This window comes from Brucella pituitosa, from assembly GCF_003049685.1.
In the GTDB taxonomy this organism is placed as follows: Bacteria; Pseudomonadota; Alphaproteobacteria; order Rhizobiales; family Rhizobiaceae; genus Brucella; species Brucella pituitosa.
The window spans coordinates 837,551-851,758 of the sequence record NZ_PYSY02000002.1 but is presented as its reverse complement, the minus strand read 5'-3'; the positions used below and the strand labels follow the sequence as shown (position 1 = coordinate 851,758).

The window sequence follows — 14,208 nt, the reverse complement described above, 5'->3', positions numbered from 1 at the left end:
TCCTACTCTGCAGTAAGTCGGAGGAGTGTGTCGAGGCAAATAAAAACCCCGCCGAAGCGGGGGGGCATCGAGCAGCTTCAAGCTCATGTATTTCCGCAAGTTCATCCTTAATGGCTGCGGCTTCCGTCTTAAGGTCATAGCTTGCCTGCATGTTTATCCAGAATTCTGGTGTTGTACGGAGGAACTTGGCAAGGCGCAAAGCAGTGTCTGGTGTCAAGGAAGTCTGTTCTTTAGCAAGCGCTCAATACGAGTGCGAGGGACGTTTCATTCCTTGGCAAGCGCTCCAGCAATCATGCCAAGCGGAATAAGGTACTCCTCACGAAGGATTTCGCCGGGATGGACCGGGGGTAGTTGAATATTCGCCATGATCACCCTCCTTGGATTGTCTTGGCTGATATTAATGGTAATCAACAATCTCAACTTGTTCAGCGCCTGCATCCGTCCAAACAAAGCAAAAATGCCGACTTTAACAAATCTGCCGGGAAGCCTTTCGATGTCTTGCCGCTGGCGGCTGTTGCTGTAGTGGCATCCCTATAAGATCGTATCGCGATACACTCAGTCTGGACACCAGTGCATTAAGGAAAGCAATTGCGAGATAGTGTAAGAGAATTGCCGGACGAGACGCGCGAGGTTTCAAGCGGAACAAACACACGTCTTGATCAGGTTCTTGCTGTGTCGGCGCAGGATAAAAAGGGGTGATTCCTAAAGGCATTAATCGGCATTCCATGTTGCATGGATTCGCCGGGGTTTTTTGTAACCAGTTGTAATTGCAGGGAATCTATTTGTGACAAGATGCAACATGTAATCAGGCTGACATAAGCCTGCGATGCATCTTAACATATTGTTTTCGTTGGGGAAAATGTTGGAGGCCTCACCCGGAATCGAACCGGGGTGCAAGGATTTGCAGTCCTCTGCGTAACCACTCCGCCATGAGGCCATCCGTAAGAGGTCTGTCAAATCAGTCAGCGCTCTCTTGAGCAGTTCCAATATTGATCCAGACACGCTTCGTCAAGCGGTTAGCCGTGATTGATTTATTTTTCTCCCAGGCTTTGTTGCGGGTTGTCGAGGGCAGTGTCATTCGTCCGGGTCACGGTCGGCGGGCGTTTGCGGGCGTGCGAGATTGCCTTTTGAGAATGTGTAGCCGGTTTCGACTGCGTTGCGACCAAACTTGTTGCGCAAGCGATCGATAGCGCCTTCTGCGACCGCACGCTTTGTAGCCTGTGTGTCAACGAGATCCGGCGGGTCGGCGCGGTCGTCCGGCGAGAGTTCACCAACCCCGATGCCAAGCAGCCGGAACTTGGTTCCATCCAGTTCTTTTTCCAGAAGCTGAAGGCCCGTACGGAAAATACGATCTGCAAGCTGAGTAGGATCTGCAAGCTGACGATTGCGCGTCCGCAATTTGAAATCTTGTGTTTTAAGCTTGAGCACGACCGTCCGTCCGGCAATGTCGCCAGCCTTCAGACGCTGCGAAACCTTCTCAGACAAGGCGCGCAGCACCGGCACCAGATCGCTCGCTTGCGAGAGGTCCTTGTTGAATGTTGTTTCGGCCGAAACACTTTTCATATCGTGTTCGGGCTCAACTTTGCGGCTATCTTGTCCACGTGAAAGCCTGAATAGCCGCTGACCCATGGTGCCATAGGCTTTCATGAGCGAACCTTCATCCATGGTCTGAAGTTGCCCGATTGTGCGAATGCCGTCGCTTTCAAGCTTGGCGTTGAAGGATTTTCCGACACCCCAGATCATGCTGACCGGCTTGTTACGCAGAAAATCGAGCGCTTCGGCTTCGCCGATGACCGAGAAGCCGCGCGGCTTCTCAAGATCAGACGCGACCTTCGCCAGATATTTACAATAGGACAGACCGACCGAAATGGTGATGCCAATTTCTTCTTCGACACGTTTGGCAAAACGCGCCAGCACAATCGCCGCCGGTGCACGATGCAGCCGCTCAGTTCCCCCCAGATCGAGAAATGCCTCATCAATGGAAATGGGTTCGACAAGTGGGGTAAGGTCGAGCATCAGCTGTCGGACTTCACGCCCGACGCGAACGTATTTCTCCATATTTGGCTTAACCACAACCGCTTCGGGACAGGCCTCCAGTGCTTTGAACATTGGCATGGCAGACCGCACACCATGAATGCGCGCAATATAACAAGCGGTCGAAACCACGCCACGCGTGCCGCCGCCAATGATAAGCGGCTTGTCGCGAAGCTCCGGATTGTCTCGCTTTTCAACTGAGGCATAAAAAGCATCGCAATCGACATGGGCGAGCGACAATTTGTAAAGTTCTTTATGGCGAACCAGACGTGGACTGCCACAGGCACGACAGCGTCGCGCAGACTCGAGCTTTTGCAGCGACAAGCAATCGCGGCAGAAACCTTGCTCTGAACTATTTTCTGCGAACTGATCGACCATGGCTGCGTGCGATTTCATGAACATAAAAGGAACATCGTTTTATAGCACTAAAGCCTGGCAATGCCACCGCCACTCTCATGTCCTGTCAGCAGTGCACTTGACATTGGCAAGGATATCACCAAGTTTAGCATCATGAACAACCGTTTTGCTTCCATACTCCATCGGGTTCAACCGATCACGGGATAGCAACCCTCGAGTCCTGCTCAGCGCAGAGGATTCCGGGGGACGGTTTGCCGCTTGCCTTCAAGCGGAATTACTAAAAGCGCTTTCTTCCAAAATTCAATCAGTTACTCCGGACCGGAATCGTTACGGGGAACAATTATCATTAGACAGCAGTGAGCTATCGTCATGAGCGTAAAGAATCGCAAGAAGCCCAAGATCGTCGTCAGCGACATCGACCACGAACGCCTGACAATTCTGGCCGGGAACGTCTCCGAAAAGCTGGAGGAAGTGGCCGAGGAATTGTTGCAGGAACTCGACCGCGCCAAGGTGGTGCCGCAGAAGAAACTGCCGGTGGATGTCGTACATATGGGCTCGACAGTCGAATTTCGCTCCAATGACGGGCACGAGCGCAAGGTCACGCTGGTTTATCCGGGCGAGGCGGATATTGCTCAGGGCAAGATTTCTATTCTGACGCCAATCGGCACGGCACTTATCGGTCTGACGCCAGGTCAGTCCATGTCTTGGATTGCGCGCGACGGCAAAGCACATGAGCTGAGCGTTTTGAGCGTGTCGGCTGCAGAAGCTGCAAGCGCAGAGTAAATTTTAGTGACGTAAAAAAGCGCCTCGTAAGGGCGCTTTTTATATTGGAGAACTGTTGAGCTGGTTCAGCATTCGCTGTGCCGTTCTAAAGCATGTCGCGGAAAAGTGGGGACCGGTTTTCCGTTAACGATATGCGTAAAAACAAAGACTTAGAGCGCATCCCGAAAAGTGTGAAACGGTTTTCGGACAAAGATGCGCGTTAAAACAAATAATCAGATCGAAACGCGCTCTAAAGCGTCGTCTGGGCATGATAAAAGGCGACGTGCTTTAAAGATGATGATTTAAGCCGCCGGGCAACAGTGAGGCTGCCTTTTCAATGGTCGCAGGATCGCGCCCAGTCTCTTCGCAAAAGCGTAGCAGGGTCGGTTCGTGACCGAGATAAAACTGCAGAACGCCCGCCAGAAAACCCGGTTCCTGAGCAGCAGACCGAATTGACGAAACTTCTATGCCCGTGAGTGCGAGAAAACGCGGCATCAGATCCTTGTCCTGAGCCAGCCATACAAGTGCTTCGACTGCAAGGTTTTCTGCATCCGTTTGGCTCATGAGGCTTTTCATCTGCTTCTTCACTTTCGATCATTGTTTTGGCATTTCAGGCCCCGAAACGCCGATTCCTGTTCTTCTGGGATATATCTTACAATAGCTGCGCGACAACGTGAGATTTGGTGAATATTTGCCATTCGTCAATGAAATGCGCTTAGACTATATAGGAACGATATCGGTGTGATGGGCAGACAAACCTGTCTTTGAACAGGAAAGAATAAGGCCAGGGAATATTCGATGACCAAAAGTGTGATGATCGTCGAGGACAACGAACTCAATATGAAGTTGTTTCGCGATCTTATCGAAGCCAGCGGATATGAAACCATCAGGACCCGAAGCGGTCTTGAGGCGCTTGATCTTGCCCGCGAGCATCGCCCTGATCTTATCTTGATGGATATTCAGCTTCCTGAAGTTTCCGGGCTGGAAGTGACGAAATGGCTCAAGGATGATGAAGAACTGCGCCACATACCGGTGATTGCAGTGACGGCCTTTGCCATGAAAGGCGATGAGGAACGTATTCGTCAGGGAGGCTGTGAGGCCTATATTTCCAAACCGATTTCGGTTCCGCGTTTTATCGAGACCATAAAATCTTATCTGGGTGACGCCTGATCACTTCCAAGGCGGGGAAGTTTACGGCGTGAGGATCTGGGGGGCTAGGCAATCATGACGGCAAGAATTCTCGTCGTTGACGATGCGGAATCACACGTAAAGCTGCTGGAAGCTCTGCTCTTGCGCGAGTACTACGAGGTTGTGACCGCCAGTAACGGCGCAGAAGCCATCGAAATTTGCCTCGGTGGTCAGATTGATGTGGTCATACTCGATGTCTTGCTGCCCGAAATGGATGGCTTTGAAGTTTGCCGCCGCTTAAAAGATGACCCGCGCACTACCAATATTCCTGTTGTGATCCTGACAGCGCTGGATGGCGCAGAAGACAAAATCAAGGGACTTGAAGCAGGCGCAGATGACTTCATGTCGAAGCCAGTCAAAGATCTTCAGCTGCTTTCCCGCGTCAAGAGCCTTGCCCGGCTCAAGATGGTTTCCGACGAATTGTTCCAGCGCACCGGAACAGTTGCCGACACGGAAGTGGAAGCGCTGCTTGTCACTAAGCTCTCCGGTCGTTTTGGGGGCGGCGAGGATGCCGCACGCATTCTCGTTGTAGATGAGAACGAACTGGCTGCCGCTCGCCTTCGCATGATTTTGGGTGAAGATTATTTTGTCGATGTTGCGCATGATGCCAATGGCGCGCTGATCAAGGCGATTGAGAGTGACTACGACAGTATCGTCATTTCAGCCGATTTTACCTATTACGATCCGCTACGGCTCTGCTCGCAGATGCGTACAATCGAGCGTACAAGGCTTGTGCCGATCATCCTGATCGTGAACGAGGATGAAGGTTCGCTGGTGGTCCGTGCTCTTGAGCTGGGCGTAAATGACTATGTGATGCGACCTTTGGAGAAGCTTGAGCTTTATGCGCGGCTGCGTACGCAGATCAAGCGAAAGTGCTACAACGATCTTTTGCGTCAAAGCCTGCACCGCACAATCACCATGGCGGTGACAGACAGCCTCACAGGGCTGCATAACCGTCGATACCTTGATACACACATGCCGGTGCTGCTTTCGCGCGCTACGGGGCGGGAGCGGCCTTTATCAGTCGTTATGATCGACTTTGACCATTTCAAGCGTGTGAACGACCAATATGGCCATGATGGCGGCGATGATGTGCTGCGGGAGTTCGCAGTGCGGCTGCGCAAGAAGATTCGTGGCATGGATGTCATGTGCCGCTACGGTGGGGAGGAATTCGCAATCGTCTTGCCCGATACCGATATTATGGCAGCCGCCGCAGTGGCTGAACGCATTCGCGAAGCCGTTGCGGAGAAACCTTTCCTGCTGGCCGGTGGCAAATACACTATAAATATGACGATCAGTATCGGCATTGCATCGCTGCGCCTTATGGGCGGTGACACTGCCGAGGCGCTTTTCTCACGGACTGATGCCGCATTATATGAAGCCAAGAAAAACGGCCGCAACAGGATTGTTCTGTCTGCTGCTTAGAGCGCATCCCGAAAAGTGCGAAGCGGTTTTCGGACAAGATGCGCGACGGATAAAAAACGCATCCCGAAAAGTGCGAAGCGGTTTTCGGACAAGATGCGCGACGGATAAAAACCCATCCCGAAAAGTGCAAAGCGGTTTTCGGGCAAGATGCGCGTCAAAAAATGTTAAAGCGCATCCCGTGTGCAAACGAAAAAAGCCGTCTCGTAAGAGACGGCTTTTTGATTCCTGCCAGTGATGTCTGGCGGCGGAAACGAAAATTACTTGATCTTCGTTTCCTTGAAGTCGACGTGCTTGCGCGCAATCGGGTCGTACTTTGTCTTTGTCATCTTTTCCGTCATCGTGCGGCTGTTCTTCTTCGTTACGTAGAAGAAGCCGGTGTCAGCGGTCGACAAAAGCTTGATCTTGATGGTCGTAGCCTTGGCCATATCGAAATACCTGCTCTTTCATGATTAAACCGCTGCGAGTCTCGCCAATTGGCTAGAAGCGGAAATTCGGCGCGACACTACGGATTGAGGGCGAAAAGTCAACCCCGCTTCTTCCTTTGAACAAGTCTTATCGCAGCAAAGAGTGCAAAAGCTGCAAAAAAGATGCCAAGAGTGAGCGGGAAACCCTTTGGACCCATCGCATCCATGCCCACACCGACCGCTTGAGGTCCAGCGAGCATGCCGATTGCATAGCAGAAAACAAAGGCGGCATTGGCGGACGCCAGTTCACGCCCAGTCAGCTCTGAGCCAAGATGTGCGAGGCCGACTGTGTAAAGTCCGGCCACAACACCACCCCACAAAAACAGGACAGCAGCCATCAGGTACCAGCTCTGCATAAGATACGGCAGGGCGATCATGCCGATGAGGCCTGTCACAGCACAGAACAGAAGCAACTTGCGCCGGTCTGAAATACGGTCGCTTATGATGCCGAGCGGGATCTGCATCAGCACATTGCCAAGACCGATCATTGTCAGCAGCAGTGCTGCATCCCCTTCGTCATATCCGACTCGTGCGCCAAAAACCGGGAAGAGCGCGAAACCGCCTGTTTCAACGGCACCGAATACGAAGACCGCCATGGTTGCTGTCGGAACGGCAAAGATGAACGGCAGGAAGGGAACATGGTCTCCTTCTTCAAAGTCCGGGCTGTCGCGCCAGGCGAGCAGCACCGGCACAATAGCGACCAGTATAATTGCAAAGCCCACATAGAAGGGCATGCCTCCCGCACTGCCTATTTTCGAGAACAGCCACGGCCCGAGAGCGAAACCCAGCGAAAGTGATGTCGCATAGATACCGAGCACAAGCCCGCGTTTTTCGGGTGGGGCCGAGGCGTTGATCCAGTACTCAGACAGGACGAACAGTACTGTCAGCGCAAAATGCAGCACGATTCGCAGCGCAAACCATGCCCAAAGCGGCTGCAGGAAGTGGAAGCCGAGGAAGGCGACGCTACCGATGATGAGCATCAGCACAATGGCGCGTGCGACGCCAAGCCTGGCTGCAATAGGTGCTGCGAGTGGTGCGGCGACAATCGACGCAAGTCCTGCGACAGCCGTATTAGCGCCGATCAGGCTTGCGGAGTGACCGCGTGCTTCAAGAAGTACGCTCAGGAGGGGTATGCCCAAGCCAATTGCAGCGCCCATGGCGCTGATCGTGGCAATTGCTGCAGCAAGCGAACGCCAATGCATCTGGCCCTCATTCGGCCCGCCTTCCGGTTCCCGGGAGGCAAGATCGGCGGGGTGGATTTCTTTGTTCATAAGTTCAGATCACTTCACGGACAAAGCGGCCATGCCGCTTGCTGTATTGTGCCACAGGCAAGGTGGCAGGCAGGTCGAGCCGGGTTTCTGTGAGCAGCATTCGCGCTTCCTTTAGAATGGCCTGAGTAATACGGGCGACGTCGAGTTTATCAACTTCATCGATAGCCACCCAATCCAAATCTTCGAGTTCCCCACTTGGAACAAGTTTTGCTGTTTCAAGTTCCGGCAAGCTGTCACGAAAAACGATAAAAAAACGCGCATCAAACCGACGGACATTGCCGGGTGGCGTTACCGCCCGAGCGAAATAGCGTAGATCACCAAGCGCTGGCAACGCACCATGTTCAAGGAATGCACACCAATCCTTGTTATCAGGCATTATTATGTTGCCAGATGACAATCGTTTGGCAGAAGAGGGTTGATCAGAGGATTGCTTGTCAAAGGACGTGCGCGCAATCCGCAGTCCGGTTTCCTCGAAAGTTTCCCGGATAGCGCAAAGCCCAAGCGCACGTGCTCGGCGCAGTGAAGCACGTGCTCCCATGCCTGTCATGAGTTTTTGCGTGTCGTTGGAACTGAGTTCTGTTGCCGCCGCTATTGCGCCATCCACTGCGTCTGCCCGTCCACCGGGGAAGACAAATTTGCCCGGCATGAAAACCAGACTAGAATGACGTTTGCCCATCAAAATGCGCGGCGTGGGGCCTGTCCGGTCAATCAACAACAACGACGCTGCATCGTGTGGACGCAGCGCCGATTGAGTTGATGACTGATTGGAACGGACGGGGGAGGTCACGGCAGAATCGCCTGTTAAGTGACGTCGCCGTAATCGCCTTCACCCTGTCCACCGAAACCGTGCATGAACAATGCCCATTGCAGGCCGATGGTCGCGCCCTTGATAGGCTGTAGCAAGAGCAGGGACATGATCACAATCATCGGACCCCATATCGCCATATGAGCCCATAATGACAGGTTGGTTGTGGCTTCCACGCCCATGAATGCGCCAACCACGATGTGGCCGACGATCAGAATTGTCAGGTAAGCTGGAAGATCATCAGCGCGCTGCTCCGTATAATCTTCACCACAGACAGAGCAATGATCGACTGGCTTTACGAAGGCGCGAAACAGCTTTCCCTCGCCACAATGCGGGCAGCGGCATTTGAATCCGCGCCAGAGAGCTTGGCCGAGAGGGCGGCTGGGACGTGCGGTTTTATGGCTTTCGCCGCCGAAAACCTGAACATGACTATTGGTGGAATTGGCCTCTAACGTGCTCATCTGCGACCTTTTCTCTTAGGGCCTGCTTTCTTCGACCCTGTTTTGGGGGAGCTGGAGAAGCCTGCTGGCTTTCCTTTGCGCCCGCGCATTCCCCTACTTGCCTTATGATGCGAACGTGTCGACATCGGCAGGGAATGCGGTTCTGAAACCATCTCAAAACGAAGCGCGCCCGCAACGGGGAGCGCTTCAACAAGCCTTACCGTGACAGTATCGCCCAAGCGGAAGCCTTTTCCGCTTCTTTCTCCGGCGATCGCATGGTTCGCTTCGTCATATAGATAGTATTCATCACCCAAAGTTGAAATGGGCACAAGTCCGTCTGCGCCATATGTCGCAAGAGACACGAAAAGACCGGCTCTGGTAACGCCTGTAACACGGGCTTCATAATCGTCACCAAGATGGGCGGCGAGGAAGTGCGCAATCAGACGATCAACCGTTTCTCGTTCGGCAAGCATCGCGCGTCGTTCAGTTGAAGAAATCAACGCGGCAGTTTCGTCGAGTTGCGATTCTTCTATTGTGGTCAGCCCATCGTTACCCAGTCCAAGAGCCTTGATCAGGGCGCGATGGACGATCAGATCGGCATAACGGCGAATTGGCGATGTGAAATGCGCGTATTTGTGCAAATTCAAACCAAAATGGCCGATATTGTCAGGGCTGTAGATCGCCTGACTTTGTGTGCGCAGCACAACCTGATTGACCAGTTCCTGATGATCAGTACCTTCAACAGCTTCGAGAATACGATTGAACTGGCCCGGTCTGAGTTCAGCACCCTTTGCGAGGTTCATATCAAGCGTGCGGAGAAACTCACGCAGGCTTTCCTGCTTTGCGAGTGCAGGCGCATCGTGAATACGGAAGATCAGCGGCTGGCGACGTGCTTCAAGCACTTCAGCCGCGGCCACATTGGCCTGAATCATGAACTCTTCGATGAGCTTATGCGCATCAAGCCGTTCCGGCACGATGACCTTGTCGACCTTGCCATCGGGTGCCAGCAGAATTTTCTTTTCTGGAAGGTCCAGCTCGAGCGGTTCACGGGCATCGCGACCACGCTTCAGTGCTGCATAGGCGTTCCACAGCGGCTTGAGAATGGTATCGAGTATAGGTGCGGTCTTATCGTCAGTCGCACCGTCAATCGCTGCCTGTGCCTGCGGATAGGCCAGTTTTGCGGCCGAACGCATCAGAATGCGGTGGAACTTGTGCGACTTCTTGTGACCGTTGGCATCGAACACCATACGCACTGCAAGTGCCGGGCGATCTTCTAATTCACGCAGCGAGCAGAGATCGTTGGAAATGCGTTCTGGCAGCATCGGTACAACCCGGTCGGGGAAGTAGACCGAATTGCCGCGTTTCAGTGCTTCACGATCGAGTGCGGAATCAGGGCGCACATAGGCTGCAACATCGGCAATAGCGACGACAACGATATGTCCGCCGGGATTATCCGGGTCCGTATCGGGCTCTGCATAGACCGCGTCGTCATGATCCTTGGCATCTGCCGGATCGATGGTGACGAGTGGAACCTTACGCCAGTCTTCCCTACCGTCCAACGTTGCAGGCTTGGCGCTTTCCGCTTCGCGGATCACATCATCCGGGAAAATATGCGGGATTTCATGTTCATGGATCGCAATCATCGACAGCGCTTTTTCACTGTCTATGGAACCGACCACCTGACGCACCTTGCCTGCTGGCAGGCCGTAGCGGCGTGACGATGTAAGCTCGACTTCGACCAGATCGCCGCTTTTAGCATCCTGTAGAGATTGCGGGTCCAGCTGCACTTCCGGCTGCTTACGGTTAACCGGCTCCAACCGCCATTCGCCGTTGCTCAACTTGCGCAACACGCCGAGCACTGCATTGCTGCTGTGGTCGATTACCTTGATGACGCGCGCTGAATATTCCGGACCGTCATTTTCCTTGCTGCGGAAAATCTTTGCCAATACGCGGTCGCCGACACCCACAGTGGGGCCATCGGAGGCTTTATTGAGACGCGTACGGCGGATCAGCACCACAGGTGCCTGACCGTATTCCACTTCGTCCCAGTCCGTTGGGCGAGCCACAAGGCCACCATCATTGTCGCGTCCCGTGACGTTCAAAGTGGTGATTGGGGGCAGCGAACCAGGGCGCGACAATTTGCGATCGCGCTTTTGAACGAGCCCTTCATCGGCGAGTTCACGCAACAGGTCTTTCAGATAGACGCGTGCGTCGCCCTTGATGTTGAATGCCTTGGCCAGTTCACGCTTGCCAGCGCGATCAGGATTTTCCTCAATGAACTTGAGGACTTCTTCACGCGTCGGCAAATAGGAGGCTGGGTTTCCGGACTGAGCAGCCTCGGATTTTGCCTTGTTAGCACGCCGCTCGGTCCTTGCGGACCGTCCGGTATCGGGTTTGGGGAAACGACGCGCCAATTCTTACTCCTCTGCCGCCTTCGCCTTTGCTTTGGAAGGGGCTTTTTTCTTCGCAGCCGGCTTCTTGGCGGCAGCTTTTTTCGGTGCGGCTTTCTTTTCGCCATCTGCGGTCTTAGCGGCAGATTTGCGTGCAGGAGCCTTTTTTGTTTTGGTGCTTCCGGCCTTGGCCGCAATCAGCACCAAGGCTTCTTCAAGTGTTACACTTGCCGGGTCTTTGCCCTTTGGCAGTGTAGCGTTGACCTTGCCCCAATTGACATACGGACCATAGCGGCCATCACGGACGGTGATTGAGCCGCCATCAGGATGATCGCCAAGCGTGGCAAGCGCTGCAGGTGTGGAACGTCCACGACCCGCACCCTTGGACTGTTTGTCGGCTAGTACGGCAACCGCACGGTTGAGACCGACCGAGAAAACTTCGTCTGCGTTTTCAAGGTTTGCGAAAGTGCCATCATGGCTGACATAAGGACCATAGCGCCCAATGCCGGCTGAAATCATTTTGCCTGTTTCGGGGTGTTGTCCGACATCACGCGGCAATGACAGAAGGGCCATCGCCTTTTCATGATCAAGTGTATCGACCGACCAGCCTTTCGGCAGGCTGGCACGTTTGGCTTCTTTGCCCTCACCACGCTGGATATAAGGTCCGAAGCGTCCGGTGCGTGCCGTGATCTCTTCGCCGGTGAATGGATCTTTGCCGAGTGACTTCGGCTCATCAGAAGCCGCTGCATCGCCATTGCCTTCACCGCCGAGCTGACGGGTGAACTTGCACTCCGGATAATTGGAGCAGCCGACAAATGCGCCATACTTGCCGAGCTTCAGCGAAAGCTGACCGGTTCCGCAAGTCGGGCAGGTGCGTGGATCGCTGCCATCACCGCGATCCGGGAAGGCAAGCGTTGCCAGTTCTTCGTTGAGCGCATCGAGGACATTGGTAACACGCAGTTCCTTGATGTCATCGACAGAGCCGGAGAAATCACGCCAGAAGTCGCGCAGCACGTCTTTCCATGACAGCTTGCCATCGGAAATCAGATCGAGCTTTTCTTCGAGGTCCGCTGTGAAATCATATTCAACATAGCGTTTGAAGAAGCTTTCGAGGAACGAAATAACCAGACGGCCCTTCGGTTCCGGCATAAGCTTGCGCTTGTCGATGGTGATATATTCACGGTCGCGAAGGGTTGCGAGCGTTGCAGCATAGGTCGAAGGACGACCAATACCGAGCTCTTCCATCTTCTTGATGAGAGAAGCTTCAGAATAGCGCGGTGGTGGTTCGGTCGAATGCTGCGTCGCATCGATCTTTTCACGTGCAATCGTTTCGCCGGAGCGGATTTCAGGCAGCTTTGCGCTGTCTTCGTCCTCATCTTCTTCTTCGCGATGATCCATATAGGCGGCGAGGAAGCCGTCGAATTTTGTGACGGAGCCGTTGGCACGCAGCATTGCCGACTTCGAGCCGTTCAAGGCTTCGATGTCTGCTGTCGTGCGTTCGATGTCGGCTGCCTGCATCTGACTTGCGATAGCGCGCTTCCAGATCAGTTCGTAAAGGCGTGCCTGATCTTCGTCGAGATAACGGCGCACTTCTTTCGGGTGGCGCATAAAGTCGGTTGGGCGAATTGCTTCGTGCGCTTCCTGCGCGTTCTTGGCCTTGCTGGCATAGTAACGTGGCTTTTCAGGCACGTAGTTCGGGCCAAAGCTTTTGCCAATCGCGTCGCGGGCAGCAGTGATCGCTTCCGGAGCCATTTGCACGCCGTCGGTACGCATATAGGTGATGAGACCGGTGGTTTCGCCGCCAATGTCCACGCCTTCATAAAGGCGCTGCGCCACCTGCATGGTGCGGGATGCTGAAAAGCCGAGCTGACCGGATGCTGCCTGCTGCAAAGTCGAGGTCGTGAACGGAGGGCCCGGATTGCGCTTGGTTGGCTTAGCTTCAACGGAGACTGCCTTGAAGCTTGCGCCTTCAAGCATGGTTCGGATTGCGCTTGCCTGCTCTTCATTCTTGATGTCGAGCTTGCCAAGACGCTTGCCATCGACAGCTGTGAGACGTGCCGTGAAGTTATCATTGCGTGGCGTTTTCAGAAGCGCGGCAATGTTCCAGTATTCTTCGCGGATGAAGCGCTCGATCTCGGACTCGCGATCACAGACCAGACGAAGGGCCACCGACTGCACGCGTCCAGCAGAACGGGCACCCGGCAACTTGCGCCACAGAACCGGCGACAAGGTAAAACCGACCAGATAATCGAGAGCACGGCGAGCCAGATAGGCGTCAACCAGAGGCTCGTCGATGTCACGAGGGTTGGCGATAGCATCAAGAACGGCCTTCTTGGTGATCGCGTTGAAGGCAACACGCTTTACCGTTTTGCCCTTGAGAGCCTTTTTCTGGTTGAGAACTTCCAGCACATGCCACGAAATGGCTTCCCCTTCGCGATCAGGGTCAGTTGCCAGAAACAGTCCGTCGCTGTCCTTCAGCGCTTTGACAATATCTGCCAGACGCTTGGCGGAATTACTGTCCACCTCCCAGGACATGGCAAAATCTTCGTCCGGACGGACGGAGCCATCCTTGGCTGGCAGATCTCGTACGTGACCAAACGTGGCCAGAACCTTATAGTTCGAGCCGAGATATTTGTTGATGGTTTTGGCCTTGGCAGGCGATTCGACAACGACAACGTTCATTAAAGCAGCCTAGATTCGCGACCTTCCAAGGCAAAATGCCCTTTCATCGCGTTCAAATTGTTGCCTTTCACATGAACAGCGGTTTGCGTTTGGTCAAGAGCATGATGGCAAAATTCGTCAAATACAACCTAAGATTGCTATTGTAGATTGTGAAGCCAGTGGTAGTATTCGATTGGGGTATATCCGATGGGTTTGAACCAGAAGGGTGATTTTCACGTGATGGAAACGGAAACGTCGTGGGGGCATAAATGGTTCAACGGGAGACAACTCACCGTGAGACATTGGCGTATATTGAAGAAATGCTGCAAGAACTCGTCAAAATGGCAAGGACAACCGATAGTCATCTTCTGGTCTATCTGATGGATATGGCACTGCAGGAAGCGCGAGACA

General features: G+C 53.8%; 12 protein-coding genes, 1 tRNA gene and 1 pseudogene. 4 read left to right on the top strand and 10 right to left on the bottom strand.

Features of this window, described 5'->3' with window-relative positions:
• Window positions 1-70: 70 nt before the first annotated feature.
• Window positions 71-366, bottom strand: a pseudogene (locus tag C9380_RS16395) (HigA family addiction module antitoxin); the annotation flags it as partial.
• A gap of 21 nt (window positions 367-387) precedes the next feature.
• Here C9380_RS16395 and C9380_RS26915 point away from each other — a divergent pair.
• Entirely contained in the window at window positions 388-537 is a 150-nt protein-coding gene (locus C9380_RS26915; protein ID WP_162693535.1) for a hypothetical protein, read from the top strand.
• 326 nt (window positions 538-863) lie between these two features.
• On the opposite strand, the gene C9380_RS16390 is transcribed toward C9380_RS26915, so the two are convergent.
• Window positions 864-937 (bottom strand) — tRNA-Cys (locus C9380_RS16390).
• Window positions 938-1,074: 137 nt separating this feature from the next.
• Window positions 1,075-2,412, bottom strand: coding sequence for a DNA polymerase IV (locus C9380_RS16385; RefSeq protein ID WP_100557227.1), 1,338 nt, complete (start codon window positions 2,410-2,412; stop codon window positions 1,075-1,077).
• Window positions 2,413-2,760: 348 nt separating this feature from the next.
• Here C9380_RS16385 and rnk point away from each other — a divergent pair, with 348 nt between their 5' ends.
• On the top strand, window positions 2,761-3,174 hold the full coding sequence (gene rnk, locus C9380_RS16380; protein ID WP_036568655.1) for a nucleoside diphosphate kinase regulator: 414 nt from the start codon (window positions 2,761-2,763) through the stop codon (window positions 3,172-3,174).
• 267 nt (window positions 3,175-3,441) lie between these two features.
• Here the strand turns inward: rnk and C9380_RS16375 are convergent, their stop codons facing one another.
• Complete coding sequence (locus tag C9380_RS16375) at window positions 3,442-3,729, bottom strand: DUF3572 domain-containing protein (RefSeq protein WP_024900224.1); 288 nt, start codon at window positions 3,727-3,729, stop codon at window positions 3,442-3,444.
• A 222-nt stretch (window positions 3,730-3,951) separates the two neighbouring features.
• Between C9380_RS16375 and C9380_RS16370 the strand changes: the two genes are divergently transcribed.
• Both C9380_RS16370 and C9380_RS16365 read left to right on the top strand, forming a co-directional pair.
• Window positions 3,952-4,323, top strand: coding sequence for a response regulator (locus C9380_RS16370; RefSeq protein ID WP_024900225.1), 372 nt, complete (start codon window positions 3,952-3,954; stop codon window positions 4,321-4,323).
• Between the two features lie 54 nt (window positions 4,324-4,377).
• Window positions 4,378-5,766: a PleD family two-component system response regulator gene (locus C9380_RS16365; protein ID WP_128094052.1), complete on the top strand. Its 1,389-nt coding sequence runs from the start codon at window positions 4,378-4,380 to the stop codon at window positions 5,764-5,766.
• A gap of 257 nt (window positions 5,767-6,023) precedes the next feature.
• Here C9380_RS16365 and rpmG read toward each other — a convergent pair whose 3' ends face one another.
• From rpmG to topA, 6 genes are all read right to left on the bottom strand, one after another.
• Window positions 6,024-6,191: a 50S ribosomal protein L33 gene (gene rpmG, locus C9380_RS16360; protein ID WP_007878621.1), complete on the bottom strand. Its 168-nt coding sequence runs from the start codon at window positions 6,189-6,191 to the stop codon at window positions 6,024-6,026.
• A 98-nt stretch (window positions 6,192-6,289) separates the two neighbouring features.
• On the bottom strand, window positions 6,290-7,432 hold the full coding sequence (locus C9380_RS16355) for an MFS transporter (RefSeq protein WP_024900227.1): 1,143 nt from the start codon (window positions 7,430-7,432) through the stop codon (window positions 6,290-6,292).
• A gap of 73 nt (window positions 7,433-7,505) precedes the next feature.
• Window positions 7,506-8,147: an NUDIX hydrolase gene (locus C9380_RS16350; protein ID WP_245872377.1), complete on the bottom strand. Its 642-nt coding sequence runs from the start codon at window positions 8,145-8,147 to the stop codon at window positions 7,506-7,508.
• Between the two features lie 155 nt (window positions 8,148-8,302).
• On the bottom strand, window positions 8,303-8,767 hold the full coding sequence (locus C9380_RS16345) for a DUF983 domain-containing protein (RefSeq protein ID WP_024900229.1): 465 nt from the start codon (window positions 8,765-8,767) through the stop codon (window positions 8,303-8,305).
• Window positions 8,764-11,160 carry a ribonuclease R gene (gene rnr / locus C9380_RS16340; protein ID WP_100557224.1) on the bottom strand — a complete coding sequence of 799 codons (2,397 nt, stop codon included), beginning with the start codon at window positions 11,158-11,160 and terminating at the stop codon, window positions 8,764-8,766. Before rnr ends, C9380_RS16345 begins: the two co-directional genes overlap by 4 nt.
• Before the next feature lie 3 nt (window positions 11,161-11,163).
• A complete protein-coding gene (gene topA / locus C9380_RS16335; protein WP_128094050.1) occupies window positions 11,164-13,818 on the bottom strand; it encodes a type I DNA topoisomerase in 2,655 nt (884 codons plus the stop codon).
• Window positions 13,819-14,208 lie beyond the last annotated feature (390 nt).